Genomic DNA, 16,050 nt, shown 5'->3' with positions numbered 1-16,050 from the left:
CCGCCGCTGGCCGCGGCGATCCGGTGCCGGCGTGGATCGCCGCCAGCGCGAGCCGGGCACCACGCTGCCTCGCCCGCCGTCGCCCGGGCTTCAGCGGTCCAGCGGACTGAGCACGCCCAGCGCCCCGCGGTTGAGCACGTGGGTGTAGATCTGCGTCGTGGCGACATCCTTGTGGCCGAGCAGTTCCTGCACGGTGCGTATGTCGGCGCCCGATTCGAGCAGGTGGGTGGCGAAGCAGTGGCGCAGCGTGTGCGGCGTCACCGGCCGGTCGAAGCCGGACTCCAGCGCCGCCCGCCGCACTGCCTTCTGCAGCACCTTCTCGTCGATGTGGTGGCGCCGACGCTCCCCGTCGCGAGGATCCACCGAGATGCGCGTGGCCGGGAACACGTACTGCCAGGCCAGTTCCGCCGCCGCATTCGGATACTTGCGCGCGAGCGCATGCGGCAGGTGCACCCGGCCCAGTCCACAAGCCAGGTCGCGCGCGTGCAGTACGCGTGTTTCCGCAACCTGCCGGGACAGCGCCTCCCGCAACGAAGACGGAAGCACGGTCATGCGGTCCTTGCCGCCCTTGCCGTCGCGCACGACCAGTTCGTTGCGCTCCAGGCCCACGTCCTTGACCCGAAGGCGCACGCACTCCATCAGCCGCAGGCCGCTGCCGTAGAGCAGCCCGGCCATCAGCGCCTCGCGCCCGGCCAGGCGCTCGAGCAGCCGCGCCACCTGCGCCCGCGTGAGCACCACCGGCAGGCGCTGCGGCCGCTTGGCCCGGACCACGTTCTCCATCCATGGCAGGTCTACGCCCAGCACTTCCCGGTACAGGAACAGCAGCGCCGACAAGGCCTGGTTCTGGGTGCTGGCGGCCACGTTGTCGCGCGTGGCCAGGCGAGTGAGGAAGGCCTCCACCGCCGCCCCGTCAAGTTCGCGCGGATGTCGCGGCAGCCAGGCCCGGATATACCGGCGTATCCAGTACAGATACGCCTGTTCCGTGCGCCGGCTGTAATGCTTGAGCCGCATCCGCGCGCTCACTTGCTCCAGCAACCGCGGTTCCCGCGCCTGCCCGATCCGCCCCGGTACCGGGGCCTGCTCGCCGTCATAAGACATACCGGGGTCTCCATGCCGCCTTTGCAGGCAGCATGGACGTCGCCTGGCGACGAAGGTATCGGCCAAGTCCGTGATCGGCGTAGGAGTTTCTCGATTGACGGCCCACCGATCCGCCCTACAAACTCGGCGCTACACCCCCGCTGGGGGTCTACTGGTAGTTAGCACCCATGGGCGAGATCACCGTCGACTTCGTAGCCAAAGACCCGTGGCAGATGGTGCTCGTCGAGGAAGGTCCGTGGCATGACGTTTCATTAAAACTTACAAAGCTGCAGCAACGACTGTACTCATGCCTGGATGCAGCCATTGACGGGCAACTCGCCGAGCAGTTTCCCGAGTCGCGCGGAAAGCCCGTCACTCTCCGGGTTGACTGCTACGGTGTGCCGCGGGAAGAGATGGAGGAGTTTTTCGGCCGCTTCAGTTCTTCCGCGTTACAGCTTCCAGACTACAAGGCAAGTCTTGAGGCGTCACCGCATGTTTCCGGCATCCAGTTTGCGATTAATTTTAGCTAGCAATGGGTGCTAACAACTCATTCAAGCCGAACCCGCTTCGCGGGTCGGCTTAATTCTGGCGTTAGGTGCCAGGGATGCGTTATCAGCGGCTCTTAAAGGTTCTGTCCGGTCTCGCTGGCGCCGCCCTCGCTGCGGTGGGTGTGCTTTTGTTGGCGATTCTTGCATCAGGCAATGTCAGTCAGGGGCAGATAGGTATGGCACTAAGCGGCATAGGGTTCTTGCTCGCCGCAGCCCCAGCTCTTGCGACACCGTTCTCGGTTCGTATAGCCAAGGGCCTGCTATTGCTCGCTCTGGCGTGTTTCGCCGCCTTGAGTGTCTGGCTTTCCTTCTGGCCGCAACGTGGCGTCACCCCGACGCCATTGGTGCAGGGAGCCGTTATAGCTTTTGTCGTATTACTTATTGTCCGGGTGCTCGTGGGTCGGCGCGGCAAGAGCGTTGGCCTTGGCACCTAACCATTCATTCAAGCCGACCCTGCTTCGCAGGTCGGCTTAATTCAAGCGTTGGGCAGTGGAAAAGCGCGAGGTTGGGGAGCTTCGTATGGATCGGACAGTTCGCGGTGTTGCCAGGCGGTCACTTCCTGTGGGTGGGCAGGCATCGTTCTTCTTCGGCGTCGTCGCTGGGCGCGCAGTCGGGTTCGCAGCGGTAGGCTCGTCGCGGTCGGCCAGGGTGGCAGCGGATGGATTGCCGGGCGCGCGTCCGGGTTTGCGGCTTCGGTCATTCGGAGCGGCCGTCGCGTCTGATCGTGTGGCTCTTTCTCTTCCTGCCCAACAAGGCGTTCAAGCCGATGCCACTTCGTGGCACGGCTTAACTTAGGCGTTAGACAAGAAGGGGAAGGGGACGTGGAGAGCCAAGAGAATTCACCTGACGCGATCGTTCGCGCCATGGAGGAGCGAAAGAAGGACCCTGCTAAGCGAGCAAAGGCCCTGCCGGATGACTTCGCGAGCCGTCCATTTGGGGCAATCCTGCTATTGCTGGCCCTAGTTGCATTCGGGATGTACACATACATTCCGATTACTGAGGCACAGGGTCAGGTCGCCTCGCTGCGCTACAGCGGTAAGTTCGTGTACATCCAGCCGCTGTTTGCCATGCTTGGTACTGCCTATCTTGTGTTCGGCGAGAGGGCATCAAAAGTGCTGGGCCCAACTACGCGCCCGTCGGTCTGGGGCTGGGTGCTCTTGTTGGTCGCAGTTGGCGTGGGGTTCGCCTATGTGCACTACCTGGAGGCATACTTTTATGCGCTCGGCTATCAGGTTTAGTGGGGCGTCTAACTATTCGTTCAAGCCGAACCTGCTTCGCAGGTCGGCTTAACTCCGGCGTTAGGCCCCATATGAAGATTTTCGTAGCCGACCAGTTCGAGTTCCCTGATTCGTGCACCGAAGAGCGTGTGGAGATCGCAGTCGCGCGGCGCGGCGCATTTCCTTTCGCAGAAGTGGCTGCCTTTGTTGGTGCTCGCGTTTCGGTTGATGCCTCACACGAGCTTGGTGAACCGATGCCATTCCAAGCCGTGCCCGCCATGGCTGAGGTCTCCTCTCACTTGCTCATGCTTGCGGGCATTACTATTCCGGCCGCCTGCGCTTGGCGGGTCTGGCGTATCCGCTCGGGCGTGGATGAGGTCGAGCTAGTAATTGAAGCACCGGAAGCTTTCATGCACTACAAATGGTCTTCAAGTGCGTAGCGCTGGCTTGGGGCCTAACAATTCGTCCAAGCCGACGCGGTAGTTCCTTCGGTTCAGTGGACACCCTGACCTAACCCTCAGGAGTGTCCCAATGCCAAAGCCTGGCCCCAGAACCATCTCTCGCTACAGCGATGAGTTCAAAGCCGCTGCCGTCCGCCTAAGCCAGCAACCTGGCGTCCTGGTCAGCGACGTCGCCCAGTCGCTTTACATCCATCCCTACATGCTGTCTCGTTGGCGCAGACTCGCCCGGGAGGGAATCATCGTGACCAAGGGTGTGCAGGTTGATCCGGAAGTTGCCACGGAGCTGAAGGCGCTTCGCCAGATCAAGCGGCAGTACGAGCAGCTCAAGGTCGAGCATGACCTTTTAAAAAAAGCGATCGCGTTCACTTCCGGTCGAAAGGCGAAATCTTCGCCTTCATCGAACATCACAAAGAAGCCTGTCCGGTGAGGGTCATGTGCCGCCTTTACGGCGTCAGCGCCGCCGGTTACTACGCCTGGGTTCGTCGGCCGGCCAGCGCCCGGGCGATGGAGGATGCAGTGCTGGTCGAGAAGATCCGGCAGGTGCATGGCGCCAGCCGCGAAACCTATGGCAGCCCGCGGGTGCATGCCGCGCTGCGGCGCCAAGGTGAGCAGGTGGGTCGCCGCCGCGTGGAACGCCTGATGCGCGAGGAAGGCGTGCGCGCCTGTTCGGCCGGGCTCTATCGGCGACGGCCCGGACTGGCGCGGTTCCTGGAAAGCGTCCCCAGCCGTGCCCATGAGGCTCCCTGTAGCGGGCCGGACCAGGTCTGGGTCGGTGATGTGACCTACCTCAAGGTCGAAGGCCAATGGCGCTACCTGGCCACGGTCATGGACCGGTACTCGCGGCGGCTGCTGGGCTGGTCGCTGGGGGTGGAGCGCACGGCGGCGCTGACCGGCCGCGCCCTGGCCGCGGCCCTGCGTACGCGCTCGCCGGCATGCGATACGCTGTTTCACAGTGATCGGGGGATCGAGTTCATGGCGGGGGATTTCCGGCGCCGGCTGGGACGCGCCGGGTTGGTGCAGTCGGTCAACAGGCCCAGGCGGATGAACGACAACGCGCACATGGAGTCATGGAACAGGTCGATGAAGTCGGACATGTACCACCGTGGCACATTCGACAGCGACCGGTCGCTGCGCATGGCCATCGACGACTACGTCAGGTTCTACAACCACCAGCGGCTGCATTCGGCGCTGGGGTACCGCTCACCGGTGGAGTTCGAGCAGTGCTGCTAGAGAGCCGGTGTCCACTTTCTCGTAGGAACTGCCACCTGCTTCGCAGGTCGGCTTAACTCAGGCGTGTTAGGCCGCTGGGGAGCTACATGGCCAGTCCAACCAACAAGCTTCTGGTAGTCGGCGGCGCCCTTAGCGGGCTCGCAGCGCTGGCGCATCTGGCGTGTCTGGCAGTTGGCGCTCCGCTGTTTCGGCTCCTGGGCGCCGGAGAGCAAATGGCACAGCTGCACTTGGCCGGCCACTGGTATCCCACCGTCGTTACCCTGGCCATTGCCGGCGTTCTTGCTGTCTGGAGTGGTTACGCACTGTCCGGCGCCGGCGTGATTCGCAAGCTGCCGTTGTTGCGTACCGCACTCTCCGCCATCACCGCCATCTACATTGTCCGGGGCGTCGCGTTCGTGCCGGTGATGGCGTACTTCCCCGGAAACAGCACGACGTTCTGGGCAGTAAGCTCTTCAATCTGCCTGCTGATCGGCATCGTCCATCTTGTGGGCCTTCGGCAGTCTTGGGCCAGGCTGTCGGGCGGCGCGGCCTAACAAGTCGTTCAAGCCGACCCTGCTGCGGCACGGCTCAACTCACGCGTTAGCCCGCTGCCGGGGCATGATCGCAAAGGATCGAGGAGCAATGATGCAGGAGCACGGAACAGCGCCGCGGATCAGTTACGGCGACATCTTCTGGGTTGCTGCGGACGAATCCATTGGTTCCAGGTCGGGATCGCCGCACCCGCACGTTGTGGTTCAAAGCGATGTGCTAAACCATTCCAGGATCTCTACCGTTGTGGTCTGCTCGCTGAGTTCCATCCTGACGCGGGTATCTGAACCTGGAGTTGTTCTCCTGGATGCAGGAGAGGGTGGCTTGGAACGGCAAAGCGTCGTGATCTCTTCGCAAGTCTCAAGCATCAACAAGGGTCGCTTGGGTGAGCGCATCGGGTCGCTTTCCAGCCAGCGGACGGATCAAGTGATTGCGGCGCTGCGCTTTCTACAGGCGTCGCACTTCCGTGGTCGCTGATCAGCGGCCTGACAATTCACTCAAACCGAAGCCGCTTCGCGGATCGGCGTGTTTCAGGCGTTGAACCACAGGCAGTCGCGATCATGCGCCGGGGGACATCCGTTGGCATTGGGTTCGCAAGCGGTGACGACAACATGCCGGTCTCAACATTCTGGCGGTGGCGGACGCGCCTTGATGGCCGTGCCGACCAACGATTCCTTCGAGCCGCACCTGCCAGGCGGGTTGGCGTGGCTCAATCGTTATGGGGCGGGTGATGAACTTCAGCGATCTTGAAAAGGCTGCACTTCAACTCAACGGCTTGTACGAGCAGCTCGAGGTGAAAAGGTACGGGCGCGCCTGGAACACGGAAGAGCTTGCGCTCGGCTTCGTCGGCGATGTGGGCGATCTGGCCAAGCTCATTCAAGCCCATGCCGGCATCCGCACGATCGACGATTGCCAGGCGAAGCTCGCGCACGAACTGTCGGACTGCCTCTGGTCAATTATGGTTCTTGCCAACAAGTGCGGCGTCGACCTCGAGGCCGAGTTCGTCAGGAGCACCCGCGAGATTGCCGCACACGTCTCGGGCGAGCTCGCCAGGTAACCCGCAGCTTGCCCGCGGGAGCCCGGCGCGGGGAGGGGAGTTACTCGCGCGGCACCGCGAGCACCGCGTCCAGCGCCGGCTTGGGCCGGTACTGGCGATCGAACAGCAGCGGATAGTTGATCCGGTGCGGGATCGGGTAGTCGTTCTTCCAAGACATGGAATCGTGCACGCCCCAGACGCTCACCCGGTCGATCTTGTCGCGCCGGCCGCGGAAGATGCGGAACAGCTCGGCGTAACGGTCGGCCAGCTGCTGCTGCACCGCCGGCGGCAGGCCATCGCGGTACGGGTCGAGGAAGCGCCTGAACTCGGGCAGCTGGAACTGCGGATGCGCCATGCCCTGGCCGATGATCTGGCCTTCCTTGGTCAGCGGCAGCACGTCCACGTCCAGCTCGGTGATCATCACCTTGACCCCGAGCGCGGCATAGGCGTCGATCGCCGCTTCGATGTCGGCGGTGGCCGGATAGTCCAGGCCCCAGTGTCCCTGGATGCCGATGCCGTCGATGCGGATGCCGTGCGCCTGCAGCATCTTCACCATGCGCACGATGCCGTCGCGCTTCTCCGGCCGCCAGGCGTTGAAGTCGTTGTAGTACAGCTCCGTACCGGGCGCGTACTGCGCCGCGAACCGGAACGCCAGGCGAATAAGCTCATCGCCGTCGCCGATTCCGCGGACCCAGGTGGTGTCGCGGTACTGGCCGTCCTCGCCGATCTGCTCGTTGACCACGTCCCAGGCGTCGACGCGCCCGGCGTAGCGCCCGGCGACCTTCTGGATGTGCTGGCGCATGCGTTCGGTCAGTGCATCGCGGCCCACCGGCGTGCCATCGGGCGCCTTGAAGAACCACTCGGGCGTCTGGTTGTGCCAGACCAGGGTGTGGCCGACGATGAACATGCCGTGCTGCTCGCCGAAGGCCACGAACGCATCGGCGCCGGCGAACTCGTAGACGCCCGGGCGCGGATTGACCACTTCGGCCTTCATCGCGTTCTCCAGCGTGATCGCGTTGAAGTGCAGCGGCACCAGTGCCTGCGCGCGCGCGTCGCGACCGGAGACGATGTCGTCGTTGACCGCGGTGCCAAGCAGGAAGTCGTCGGCGAAGGCGCCCTTGAGCGTCGTCGCGGCCTTTGCCGGCGTGGCGGCGCGCGCCTGGGAGGGCATCGACATCGAGGCTACGCCCAGTGCGGCGGCAAGTGTCAGCAGGTGGACGCGCATGAAGGTCTCCTAGCGATTGCGTGGGGCAGATGTGGCGGGCGACGTAGCGAGATTGATGCTTGCGCCCTGCAGGCCGGCGGCCCGGGCGTGCACGGTCACGGCGCCGGATTGGCCGTGCACGCCGCGCACGATGGCCAGGGCCATGCCACTGAAGGCATCGCGCTCAAGCGAGGGGAACGCGGTCAGGTCGGCGGCATTGCCGTTGTCGGTGGCCACGATCTGGCCGGGGCCTTCGATGCTGAAAGTGATGCGGTTGTGTGCGGCAGGCACCATGCGGCCGGCGGCATCGAGCACGCGTACCGTCAGGAACGACAGGTCGCGGCCGTCGCCGGCAATGCGGGTGCGATCGGCGACCAGTTCCAGCCGCGCCGGTGCGCCGGCGGTCTGCACGGCGTCGTCCGCCCACGGTTTGCCGTCGCGGTACGCCTGCACGCGCAGTACGCCGGGCTGGTAGACGACCTGGTCCCAGCGCAACCGGTATTCGTACGGCCCTTTCTTCCTGCGGCCCTGGGAGACGCCGTTGACGAACAGTTCGGCCTCGTCGCCCGAAGTGAACACGTGCACGGGCGTGACCAGGCCTTCGCGACCCGGCCAGGTCCAGTGCGGCAACAGGTGCGCCATCGGCAGGTCCGGGCGCCAGCGCGACTGGTACAGCCAGTAGCGGTCCTTGGGAAAGCCGGCCAGGTCGATGATGCCGGTGTAGGAGCTGCGCGCGTCGTAGTAGGGCGTCGGCTCGCCGAGGTAATCGAAGCCGTTCCAGACGAACTCGCCGGCCACGTAGGGATGGCGGTCCAGCGCGGCGAACACCTTGTCAGCGCTGGAACCGAAATCCACCGCGTGCTGTTCGTACGCGCTGACCTGCCTGAGCGTCGAGTCGCCGCCACGGCCATCGCGGATCGGCGCGCTCGCCTGCGGCGATACCGGGAACAGGTAGACGCCGCGGCTGCTGGCCGCCGAGGCGGTCTCGCTGCCCATGATCACCTTGTCCGGGAACGCGGCGCGGAAGGCCGGGTACTGCGGCGGCGTGCGGATGCGATCGGTGCCTTCGAACTCCGGGTCCTGGCGGATGCCCTCGCCCTGGTAGTTCAGGCTGATGGTGTCGAAGGCGCTGGCGAAGGGCATGTCCGGCTTGGCCCAGTTCATCGAGGCGCCGGTCGGGCGGGTCGGGTCTTCCTCGTGCGCGATCGCGCTCAGCCGGCGACCGATCGCCGCGCCTTCCTCGCCGGTGTACTGCTCGCCGACTTCGTTGCCCACGCTCCACAGGACGACCGAGGGATGGTTGCGGTCGCGGCGGACCATCGCGCGCAGGTCGGCCTCGTGCCAGTCAGGGAAGACGAGATGGAAATCCAGCGGGGTCTTCTTGCGCTCCCAGGAATCGAACACCTCGTCGATCACCAGCAGGCCCATCCCGTCGGCCAGGTCGAGCAGCTGCGGGTCGGGCGGGTTGTGCGCCAGGCGGATCGCATTGACGCCCATGCCGCGCAGGATCTCCAGCTGGCGTTCGGCCGCGCGCCGGTTGAACGCGGCGCCGAGCGCGCCCAGGTCGTGGTGCTGGTTCACGCCGCGCAGCGGGATGTGCTCGCCGTTGACCACGATGCCGCGGTCCGGATCGAAGCGGACTTCGCGGATGCCAAAGCGGGTTTCGTAGCGGTCGACCACCGTGCCATCGCGGGTGAGCGTGGTGATGGCCACATGGCGGTGCGGCTGCTGGTTCGGCGGCGGGCCCCACAGGCGCGGCGTGTCGATGCGGACGGAAGACTGCAGGCGCGCGCTGGCGCCGGCAGCGACGTCCAGCGGTTGCGGCGCGATGCGCGCGATGGCCTTGCCGGAAACGGCGCCGTGCGGGTCCAGCGCGAAGATGTCGGTGGCGACCTGCAGCCGCGCATCGCGATCGCCGGCGTTATCCACGTCCACGCGCAGATTGACCGTGGCCGATCTGGCCGACACGTCGGTGGTGGTGACGTACGTGCCCCACTGGGCGACGTGCACCGGGTCGGCGAGGGTCAGCCACACGTCGCGGTAGAGGCCGCCGCCGGGATACCAGCGAGCCGATCCGGGCGGGTTGTCCAGGCGGATCGCCAGCTGGTTGTTGCCGCCGAATGCGACATACGGGGTGAGATCCACGCGCCAGCTGTTGTAGCCGTAAGGCCAGCCGCCGACGAGATGGCCGTTGAGCCAGACCGTGGCATAGGACATCGCGCCGCCGACGTCGAGGAATACCTGGCGTCCGGCCGCGCTTGCCGGAAGGTCGAGCGTGCGCCGGTACCAGCCCACGCCCCAGCTCGGCAGGCGGCCCATGCCGCCATAGGGCCCATCGGCGATGAACGGGCCGGCGATGGCCCAGTCGTGCGGCAGGGTTACTTCATCCCAGTTGCTGTCATCGAACGCGGCCTGCACGAAAGCTACGTCGCTGCCTGGATCGCCCGCACCAGGCGCCGCTGACGGGCGCGCGTGGCGCCTGGCGGGATCGGCAATGAGCAGGTTGGCGGTGGGCATGATCCAGAGCTTGAGCACCTGGCGCGTGCTTTCGACCTTCTCCGCGGCATCCGGGCGTGCGTCGGCGTCCTTGCCGTCCGCGCTCTGCACGACCTCCGGGCGCACGTCGTAATCAAGCCGGCCTTCGACGCCCGGCGGATCGCCGCGGTGGAAGCGCCAGCCACTGTCGAGCCGGAACTGTTCGCGAGGGGAAGGCTGGATGGCAGACGCCGATACCGGCGCCAACACGACCAGGGCCATGAGCAATGCGATGCGCTTCGTGGCGGCACCACACCTCCGCAAAAGCGACCGGCCTGTACGACCCGGGGCGCGCCGCCTGTTCCGCTGCCGCTCGCGCGCCCCCACCGGGAAAAGGGACGGGCCTCGCGTTACGGGGCAGGCCGGTGGCGTAGCCGGCGGACGCAACGTGGCCGCGCAGTCCCTCACAACCGGTAGGCGCGCTTTGGCAGGTGGTAGGCCAGGTCGATGGCCACATCGGTCGCTTCGTCCTCGTCGATCCGGTGTTCGGCCACCAGCTTGGCCAGCACCGCGCAGTCGATGCGACGGGCCACATCGTGCCGCGCGGGAATGGAGAGGAACGCGCGGGTGTCGTCGTTGAAGCCGACGGTGTTGTAGAAGCCGGCGGTGGCCAGGGTCTGTTCGCGGAAGCGCCACATGCCCTCGGGGGCATCGTGGAACCACCAGGCCGGGCCGAGGAACAGGCAGGGGTAGTGGCCGGCCAGCGGACCGAGCTCGCGCGAGTAGGTGCTCTCGTCGAGGGTGAACAGGATCAGGGTGAAGCCGGGCTCGTTGCCGAAGCGGTCCAGCAGCGGCTTGAGCGACTGCACGTACTCGGTGCGCAAGGGAATGTCGGCACCCTTGTCGCGGCCGTAGCGTTCGAACAGGCCGCGATTGTGGTTGCGGAAGCAGCCCGGGTGGATCTGCATCACCAGGCCGTCGTCCAGGCTCATCGCGGCCATTTCGGTCAGCACCTGGGCGCGGAACAGCTCGGCCTCGGCGGCGGTGAAGCGGCCGGAGACGACCTTGGCGAACAGCAGCCGTGCTTCGTCCGGCGACAGGTCGGCAGTGGCGCAGGTGGGATGGCCGTGGTCGCTGGAGGTGGCGCCCATCGAGGCGAAGAACGCACGGCGCTGGCGGTGCGCGCGCAGGTAGCCCTGCCAGCTGTGCACGTCTTCGCCGGTGATCTCGCCGAAGCGGCGCAACGCGTCGGGGAACTGCTCGTGTTCCGGATCGACCACCGGATCGGGCCGGTAGGCGGTGATGACCCGCCCTTTCCACCCGCTTTCGCGGATCACCGCGTGGTGCTCCAGCGGATCCAGCGGCGATTCGGTGGTGGCGATCACTTCGATGTTGAAGCGCTCGAACAGCGCGCGCGGCAGGAAGGGCGGGGTCTGCAGCGCCGCGGTGATGGTGTCGTAGTACGCGTCTGCCGTGCCCGCATCCAGGCGCGAGCGAAGACCGAACACGTCGTGGAAGACATGGTTGAGCCACATCGAGGAGGGCGTGCCGCGGAACAGGTGGAAGTTCTCGGCGAACACGCGCCAGGCCGCGCGCGGGTCGACCTGGGCGCGGCTGCCGTCGGCGCGCGGGATGCCCAGCGCGTCGAGGCTTATCCCCTGGCTGTAGAGCATCCGGAACACGTAGTGGTCCGGCACCAGCAGCAGTTCGGTCGCATTCGCGAACGGCGCGTTGCCGGCGAACCAGGCCGGATCGGTGTGGCCGTGCGGGCTGACGATCGGCAGCGTGGCGACCTGCGCGTAAAGGCGGCGGGCGATGCCGCGCTGGGTCGGCTCGGTGGGGAACAGGCGGTCTTCGTGCAGCTGGAGGGGGCGGCCGGTGGCGTTCATGGGGATGGATCCGGATCGGGTGCGTGGGGATGGAGTAGCCAGGGTGCCGTCAGCGGCGCGCGCTTTCCGGCGGTCCCAGGGTGGTGGGTGGCCAAGGCCGGCGCACGACTTCGATGCGCTGGAATACCACGCCCGGGTCGACCAGCCACAGCCTGAGGGTGTTGGCACCGGCGCGGACGCGATGGCGCGAACTGGCCACGTGCGAGTTGTCGATCACCGCCGCTTCCCAGGCGCGGAAATCGCGGTCTCCCGGGGTCGGGTCCAGGCGCATGTTCACCACCTGCGGCGTCGTTTCGTCGTTGATGGAAACGGCGTAGCGCAGGCCGCCGCGATGGCGGATGTCCAGGGTGGGCGACATCACCACGCGCACCTCGACCTCGCCGTCGTGGTCCATGACCAGCGGGTATTCCAGGCGCGCGCCGTCGCCACCGGGCGTCGCCGGTTCGCCGGTCGCCGGCCACGCGGTGACGCCCGAGAGCGTGCGGCCCAGGTTCGGGACCACCTGCCACGCGCCACCGGCCGGGGCGACGGCACGACTGTGGTGCTGGGCCTCGATCGCGACCACGCCATTGCCTTCAACGAAGCCGCGCACGCCACGGTGCGCCGGCGGTTTGTGGACCGGCACGGTGACCGTCACCTCGGTCCAGTCCTTGCCGCGGATGTAGAGCCGGCCCTCGTGCTCGCCCTCGGGCAGCGCATTCCAGTCGACTTCGATCTTCAGCGGCTGCGCGTCCTGCACGTCGCCGGACGCGGGCGAGACCTTCAGCCATGGTGTCTTCGTGCTGGCGGTGAAGCCGATCTTCTGGCGGCCGCCGTTGAACACCACCACCTCGCGGCTCGGCGCACCGACCGGATCGAGCACCGGCAGGCGCGGGCCTTGCAGCGGGTAGGGCCAGCGGCGCGCGTCGCCTTCGATGGCCACGCCGGTGACGCCCTTCTCCGGCACGTCGACGGTGGCCAGGGCGGGAAGGACATTGCGTTCGGGCGACTGCCAGTGGGTGTAGCCGATGCGCGGCTGCGACATCATGCTGGTCCACTTGCCGCCGGCGATGTCCTGCTCGTAGACGCGCTGCAGTTCTGCGTCGCGCGCGAACAGTTCGCGGGCTTTTTCGCCCCACTGGTTGGCCGAGGCGCGACCCTGCGCGGCATACAGCCGGTTGCGCCCCACGGCCACGTGCAGGTGGTTGAGGTTGGCGCTGGCCAGCACCGGGTATTCGACCAGCTGGTACCAGGCGTCGCGGTGGCTGGCGGGGATCTTCGCGCCGAGCTCGAGCGTGCGCTTGACCAGGGCATCCCAGCCTGCGAGCACGCGATCGGCCTCGTGCTCGTGGACCAGGCTCCAGGTGTCGGGCGACAGCAGTTCCGGCTTGCGCCGCGCGTTGTACTGCGTGTAGCGGGAGAGGATCGAGCCGATCTCCGCGGCGTGCGCCGGGCCGAACTGTTCGGCGGCCCAGGCGGCCGGATAGCGGCTGATCCATTCCAGATCCGCGGCGTCCGGGTTCCAGGCCTGGTCGAGGAAGGCGCTGATCGGCAGTTCCATCGGCTTGATGTCGCCGACGTTCACGATCCAAAGCCGTTCGACGCCGTGCGCCCAGGCCAGGCGCATCTGCTCCCAGGCGCGTTCGACCTGGGTGGTGTTGAGCCACTTGTAGTTGCGCGGACCCCCGACGTAGTCGAAGTGGTAGTACACGCCGTATCCACCAAGGCGCGAACCGCCCGCGCGCTTGCTGGCGGGATCGGGCAGGCGCCGGATATTGCCCCAGTTGTCGTCGGCGAACAGCAGGGTGACGTCGTCGGGCACGCGCATGCCGGCGTCGTAGTAGTCCTGCACTTCCTTGTACAGGGCCCAGACCTGCGGGGTCTGTTCGGCCGGCTTGCCGGTGACCTCGGCAATGATCTTGCGCTGGTCGTCGACGATGCGCTCGAGCAGGGCGGTCGCCGTGCCCTCGGCCATGGCCTCGTCGCCGTCGCCGCGCATGCCCAGTGTGACCACCACCTCGTGGCCCTTCAAACGCTCGACGCCACCGCGCCAGAATTCCTGCAGGACCTTGCTGTTGCTGTTGTAGTCCCAGCGGCCTGTGCCGTGCCGCGACCACTCGTCGTGGGCGCGCATCATCGGCTCGTGGTGGGTGGTGGCGATGATCACGCCGTATTCGTCGGCGACCTCGGCGTTGCGCGGGTCGTCTTCATAGAAGGCACGCGGCTGCCACATCGCCGGCCACAGATAGTTGGCCTTGTGGCGCAGGATCAGCTGGTACACGCGCTCGTAGAACTGGTGGTTGGCGCCGCCATAGGTGGCCTTGAGCCAGCCGCCCAGCGCCGGGTCCTCGTCATTGATGAAGATGCCGCGGTACCGGACCTTCGGTGCGTCGGTGAAGCGGCCGGGTGCGACGTGCAGGTTGGCGTGGCGCGGCGGCGGCACGTCCGCCCACCAGGTCCACGGCGACACGCCGATGCGGCGCGAGATTTCGTACACGCCGAAGATCGTGCCGCGCTTGTCGGCACCGGCAATGAGCAGGGCGCGGTCGATGCCCGGTTCGGGGCTCTCGACGACCTGCAGCAGGTAGGCCTCGTTGCGACCGGCCACGTCGCCCGTGTCGATGCCGTGTTCGCGCACGATCCGGTCGATGCGCGCGCTGTGGCCGAGGGTGCCGGCGATGACGGCCAGCCGCTGCGGGGACTGGCCGGTCGAGAACGCCGCCTCGCCACCGGCCACCGCCGACAGGTCTGCGCGCAGGTCGCGCGCGGCACGCAACACGCCGGGATGGTCGCCCGCGTCGACAAGCACGGCGGCGGGATGGCCGCCGTCGATCAGCGCGAGCGAGCCACGCACGCCGGTCTCGTGGATGGATGCCGGCGCAGCGGTGGCTTGCGCCGCGTGCGCCCGCGTACCAGCGGCCAGCATCACCGTGGCCGCGAGGGAAAGCAGCAGAATCTTCATCGATCGCATCGGGTCGTTGCGTACTTGGGTCGTGGCGGCTCAGGCCGCCGGGAGTTCGGGTCCGGATTGCTGGAGCCTGGCCGGGTCCAGCCGCGGCGCCAGCAGGTGCACCACCAGCAGGGCGACCAGGTAGGCCGAACCGGCCATCAGGAAGACCGGCACGTAACTGCCGGTGGTCTGCAGCAGGAAGCCGATGAAGGTGGCGATCATCATGCCGCCCACCGCGCCGGCGAACCCGCCCATGCCCACCACCGATCCAACCGCATGGCGCGGGAACATGTCGGAGGTGAGGGTGAACACGTTCGCCGACCAGCCCTGGTGGCCGGCGGTCGCCAGCCCGATCAGTGCCACCGCGACCCAGAGGTTGTCGGCGCGCGCGGCAAAGATGATCGGCACCACGCACAGCGCGCAGACCAGCATCGCGGTCTTGCGCGCGCGGTTGATGCTCCAGCCGCGCCTGACGAATCGACCGGCCAGCCAGCCGCCACCGATGCTGCCGACGTCGGCCATCACGAAGATCGCGATCAGCGGCAGGCCCAGGCCGGTCAGGGTCAGGCCATACTCGCTGTGCAGGAACTTGGGCAGCCAGAACAGGAAGAACCACCAGATCGGGTCGGTGAGGAACTTGGCGGCGACGAAGGCCCAGGCCTGGCGATGGCGCACGATCTGCGACCACGGCACGCGCACCACCGCTTCCGGGGGATCGCTGCGGATCCATTGCAGTTCGGCAGCGGACACGTGCGGCTGCCGCTCCGGTGCGCGGTACCACAGCAGCCAGACCACCAGCCAGGTCGCGCTGAGCACGCCGGTGACCAGGAACGCGGCCTGCCAGCCCCAAGCCACGGCCACGACCGGCACCATCAGCGGCGCCACGATCGCGCCGATGTTGGAGCCGGAATTGAAGATGCCGGTGGCCAGGGCACGCTCGCGCCGCGGAAACCATTCGGCCACGGTCTTGATCGCCGCCGGGAAGTTGCCGGCCTCGCCCAGGCCGAGGAAGAAGCGGGCGAGGATGAAACCGCCGACCGTCGCCGCCAGGGCGTGGCTCATCGCGGCCACGCTCCACACCGCGATGGCGATCGCATAGCCGATCCGCGTGCCGAGCCGGTCGATGATCGCGCCGGCGCAGAGCAGGCCGATGGCGTAGGCGGCCTGGAAGGCGGTGACGATGTAGCCGTACTGGATTTCGTTCCAGCCGATGTCCTGTTGCAGGAACGGCGCCAGCACGCCCAGCACCTGCCGGTCGATGTAGTTGATGGTGGTCGCGGCCAGCAGCATCGCGCAGACGCGCCAGCGGTAGCGGCCTCCCGGCGTGTCGGCGGCCTTGTCGGCGATCGCGCCCGCGCTCATTTCGCGCCCTGTACGCAGCGGCGGTGGTCATGCAGTCGGTACATGCAGCGCCCCTCCCAGGGCTGGCCGAGGCCGAAAAACTGATAGCGCTATC

15 protein-coding genes are annotated in these 16,050 nt (G+C 66.9%); 9 read left to right on the top strand and 6 right to left on the bottom strand.

Annotated features, from left to right (window positions below; genetic code table 11):
* Nucleotides 1–90: 90 nt before the first annotated feature.
* Nucleotides 91–1,098 (bottom strand): integron integrase, encoded by a 1,008-nt coding sequence (locus tag MNQ95_RS04560; protein ID WP_277884376.1) that lies wholly within the window; start codon nt 1,096–1,098, stop codon nt 91–93.
* A gap of 167 nt (nt 1,099–1,265) precedes the next feature.
* Between MNQ95_RS04560 and MNQ95_RS04555 the strand changes: the two genes are divergently transcribed.
* The 9 genes from MNQ95_RS04555 (at nt 1,266) to MNQ95_RS04515 (ending at nt 6,118) form a co-directional block, all read left to right on the top strand.
* Nucleotides 1,266–1,607: a hypothetical protein gene (locus MNQ95_RS04555; protein ID WP_241953945.1), complete on the top strand. Its 342-nt coding sequence runs from the start codon at nt 1,266–1,268 to the stop codon at nt 1,605–1,607.
* Nucleotides 1,608–1,681: 74 nt separating this feature from the next.
* Nucleotides 1,682–2,059 (top strand): hypothetical protein, encoded by a 378-nt coding sequence (locus MNQ95_RS04550; protein WP_241953944.1) that lies wholly within the window; start codon nt 1,682–1,684, stop codon nt 2,057–2,059.
* A gap of 387 nt (nt 2,060–2,446) precedes the next feature.
* Nucleotides 2,447–2,863: a hypothetical protein gene (locus tag MNQ95_RS04545; protein ID WP_241953943.1), complete on the top strand. Its 417-nt coding sequence runs from the start codon at nt 2,447–2,449 to the stop codon at nt 2,861–2,863.
* A 71-nt stretch (nt 2,864–2,934) separates the two neighbouring features.
* The gene (locus tag MNQ95_RS04540; RefSeq protein ID WP_241953942.1) at nt 2,935–3,282 is read left to right on the top strand and encodes a hypothetical protein; all 348 of its coding nucleotides are present in this window, start codon (nt 2,935–2,937) and stop codon (nt 3,280–3,282) included.
* Between the two features lie 91 nt (nt 3,283–3,373).
* Complete coding sequence (locus MNQ95_RS04535; RefSeq protein ID WP_162411589.1) at nt 3,374–3,730, top strand: transposase; 357 nt, start codon at nt 3,374–3,376, stop codon at nt 3,728–3,730.
* Nucleotides 3,688–4,533, top strand: a complete 846-nt coding sequence (locus MNQ95_RS04530; RefSeq protein WP_338423341.1) for an IS3 family transposase — start codon at nt 3,688–3,690, stop codon at nt 4,531–4,533. The genes MNQ95_RS04535 and MNQ95_RS04530 overlap by 43 nt, the downstream gene beginning before the upstream one ends.
* 86 nt (nt 4,534–4,619) lie before the next feature.
* Entirely contained in the window at nt 4,620–5,066 is a 447-nt protein-coding gene (locus tag MNQ95_RS04525) for a hypothetical protein (protein ID WP_241953941.1), read from the top strand.
* 88 nt (nt 5,067–5,154) lie between these two features.
* Nucleotides 5,155–5,538, top strand: a complete 384-nt coding sequence (locus tag MNQ95_RS04520; RefSeq protein WP_241953940.1) for a type II toxin-antitoxin system PemK/MazF family toxin — start codon at nt 5,155–5,157, stop codon at nt 5,536–5,538.
* 253 nt (nt 5,539–5,791) lie between these two features.
* Complete coding sequence (locus MNQ95_RS04515) at nt 5,792–6,118, top strand: nucleoside triphosphate pyrophosphohydrolase family protein (RefSeq protein ID WP_162411475.1); 327 nt, start codon at nt 5,792–5,794, stop codon at nt 6,116–6,118.
* A gap of 40 nt (nt 6,119–6,158) precedes the next feature.
* Here the strand turns inward: MNQ95_RS04515 and MNQ95_RS04510 are convergent, their stop codons facing one another.
* The 5 genes from MNQ95_RS04510 to MNQ95_RS04490 form a co-directional block, all read right to left on the bottom strand.
* The gene (locus tag MNQ95_RS04510) at nt 6,159–7,322 is read right to left on the bottom strand and encodes an endo-1,4-beta-xylanase (RefSeq protein WP_425605707.1); all 1,164 of its coding nucleotides are present in this window, start codon (nt 7,320–7,322) and stop codon (nt 6,159–6,161) included.
* A 9-nt stretch (nt 7,323–7,331) separates the two neighbouring features.
* Nucleotides 7,332–10,058, bottom strand: coding sequence for a beta-galactosidase GalB (galB, locus tag MNQ95_RS04505; protein ID WP_241953939.1), 2,727 nt, complete (start codon nt 10,056–10,058; stop codon nt 7,332–7,334).
* 182 nt (nt 10,059–10,240) lie between these two features.
* Nucleotides 10,241–11,665 carry a glucuronate isomerase gene (uxaC, locus tag MNQ95_RS04500; RefSeq protein ID WP_241953938.1) on the bottom strand — a complete coding sequence of 475 codons (1,425 nt, stop codon included), beginning with the start codon at nt 11,663–11,665 and terminating at the stop codon, nt 10,241–10,243.
* A 49-nt stretch (nt 11,666–11,714) separates the two neighbouring features.
* Complete coding sequence (locus MNQ95_RS04495) at nt 11,715–14,606, bottom strand: glycosyl hydrolase 115 family protein (RefSeq protein WP_241953937.1); 2,892 nt, start codon at nt 14,604–14,606, stop codon at nt 11,715–11,717.
* A gap of 39 nt (nt 14,607–14,645) precedes the next feature.
* Complete coding sequence (locus MNQ95_RS04490) at nt 14,646–15,956, bottom strand: MFS transporter (protein ID WP_162411471.1); 1,311 nt, start codon at nt 15,954–15,956, stop codon at nt 14,646–14,648.
* Between the last annotated feature and the right edge of the window lie 94 nt (nt 15,957–16,050).

Origin of the sequence: Pseudoxanthomonas daejeonensis (assembly GCF_022637495.1) — a bacterium.
Classification (GTDB): domain Bacteria; phylum Pseudomonadota; class Gammaproteobacteria; order Xanthomonadales; family Xanthomonadaceae; genus Pseudoxanthomonas; species Pseudoxanthomonas daejeonensis.
The sequence above is the reverse complement of the archived record's forward strand: the minus strand, read 5'-3'. Positions and strand labels throughout refer to the sequence as shown.

Bases quoted from the DNA above. Each gene is read 5' to 3' on its own strand.
- uxaC (WP_241953938.1), bottom strand. From the start codon at position 11,665: ATGAACGCCACCGGCCGCCCCCTCCAGCTGCACGAAGACCGCCTGTTC.
- MNQ95_RS04555 (WP_241953945.1), top strand. From the start codon at position 1,266: ATGGGCGAGATCACCGTCGACTTCGTAGCCAAAGACCCGTGGCAGATG.
- MNQ95_RS04495 (WP_241953937.1), bottom strand. From the start codon at position 14,606: ATGAAGATTCTGCTGCTTTCCCTCGCGGCCACGGTGATGCTGGCCGCT.
- MNQ95_RS04525 (WP_241953941.1), top strand. From the start codon at position 4,620: ATGGCCAGTCCAACCAACAAGCTTCTGGTAGTCGGCGGCGCCCTTAGC.
- MNQ95_RS04560 (WP_277884376.1), bottom strand. From the start codon at position 1,098: ATGTCTTATGACGGCGAGCAGGCCCCGGTACCGGGGCGGATCGGGCAG.
- MNQ95_RS04540 (WP_241953942.1), top strand. From the start codon at position 2,935: ATGAAGATTTTCGTAGCCGACCAGTTCGAGTTCCCTGATTCGTGCACC.
- MNQ95_RS04490 (WP_162411471.1), bottom strand. From the start codon at position 15,956: ATGAGCGCGGGCGCGATCGCCGACAAGGCCGCCGACACGCCGGGAGGC.
- MNQ95_RS04535 (WP_162411589.1), top strand. From the start codon at position 3,374: ATGCCAAAGCCTGGCCCCAGAACCATCTCTCGCTACAGCGATGAGTTC.
- MNQ95_RS04550 (WP_241953944.1), top strand. From the start codon at position 1,682: ATGCGTTATCAGCGGCTCTTAAAGGTTCTGTCCGGTCTCGCTGGCGCC.
- MNQ95_RS04520 (WP_241953940.1), top strand. From the start codon at position 5,155: ATGATGCAGGAGCACGGAACAGCGCCGCGGATCAGTTACGGCGACATC.
- MNQ95_RS04515 (WP_162411475.1), top strand. From the start codon at position 5,792: ATGAACTTCAGCGATCTTGAAAAGGCTGCACTTCAACTCAACGGCTTG.
- galB (WP_241953939.1), bottom strand. From the start codon at position 10,058: ATGGCCCTGGTCGTGTTGGCGCCGGTATCGGCGTCTGCCATCCAGCCT.
- MNQ95_RS04510 (WP_425605707.1), bottom strand. From the start codon at position 7,322: ATGCGCGTCCACCTGCTGACACTTGCCGCCGCACTGGGCGTAGCCTCG.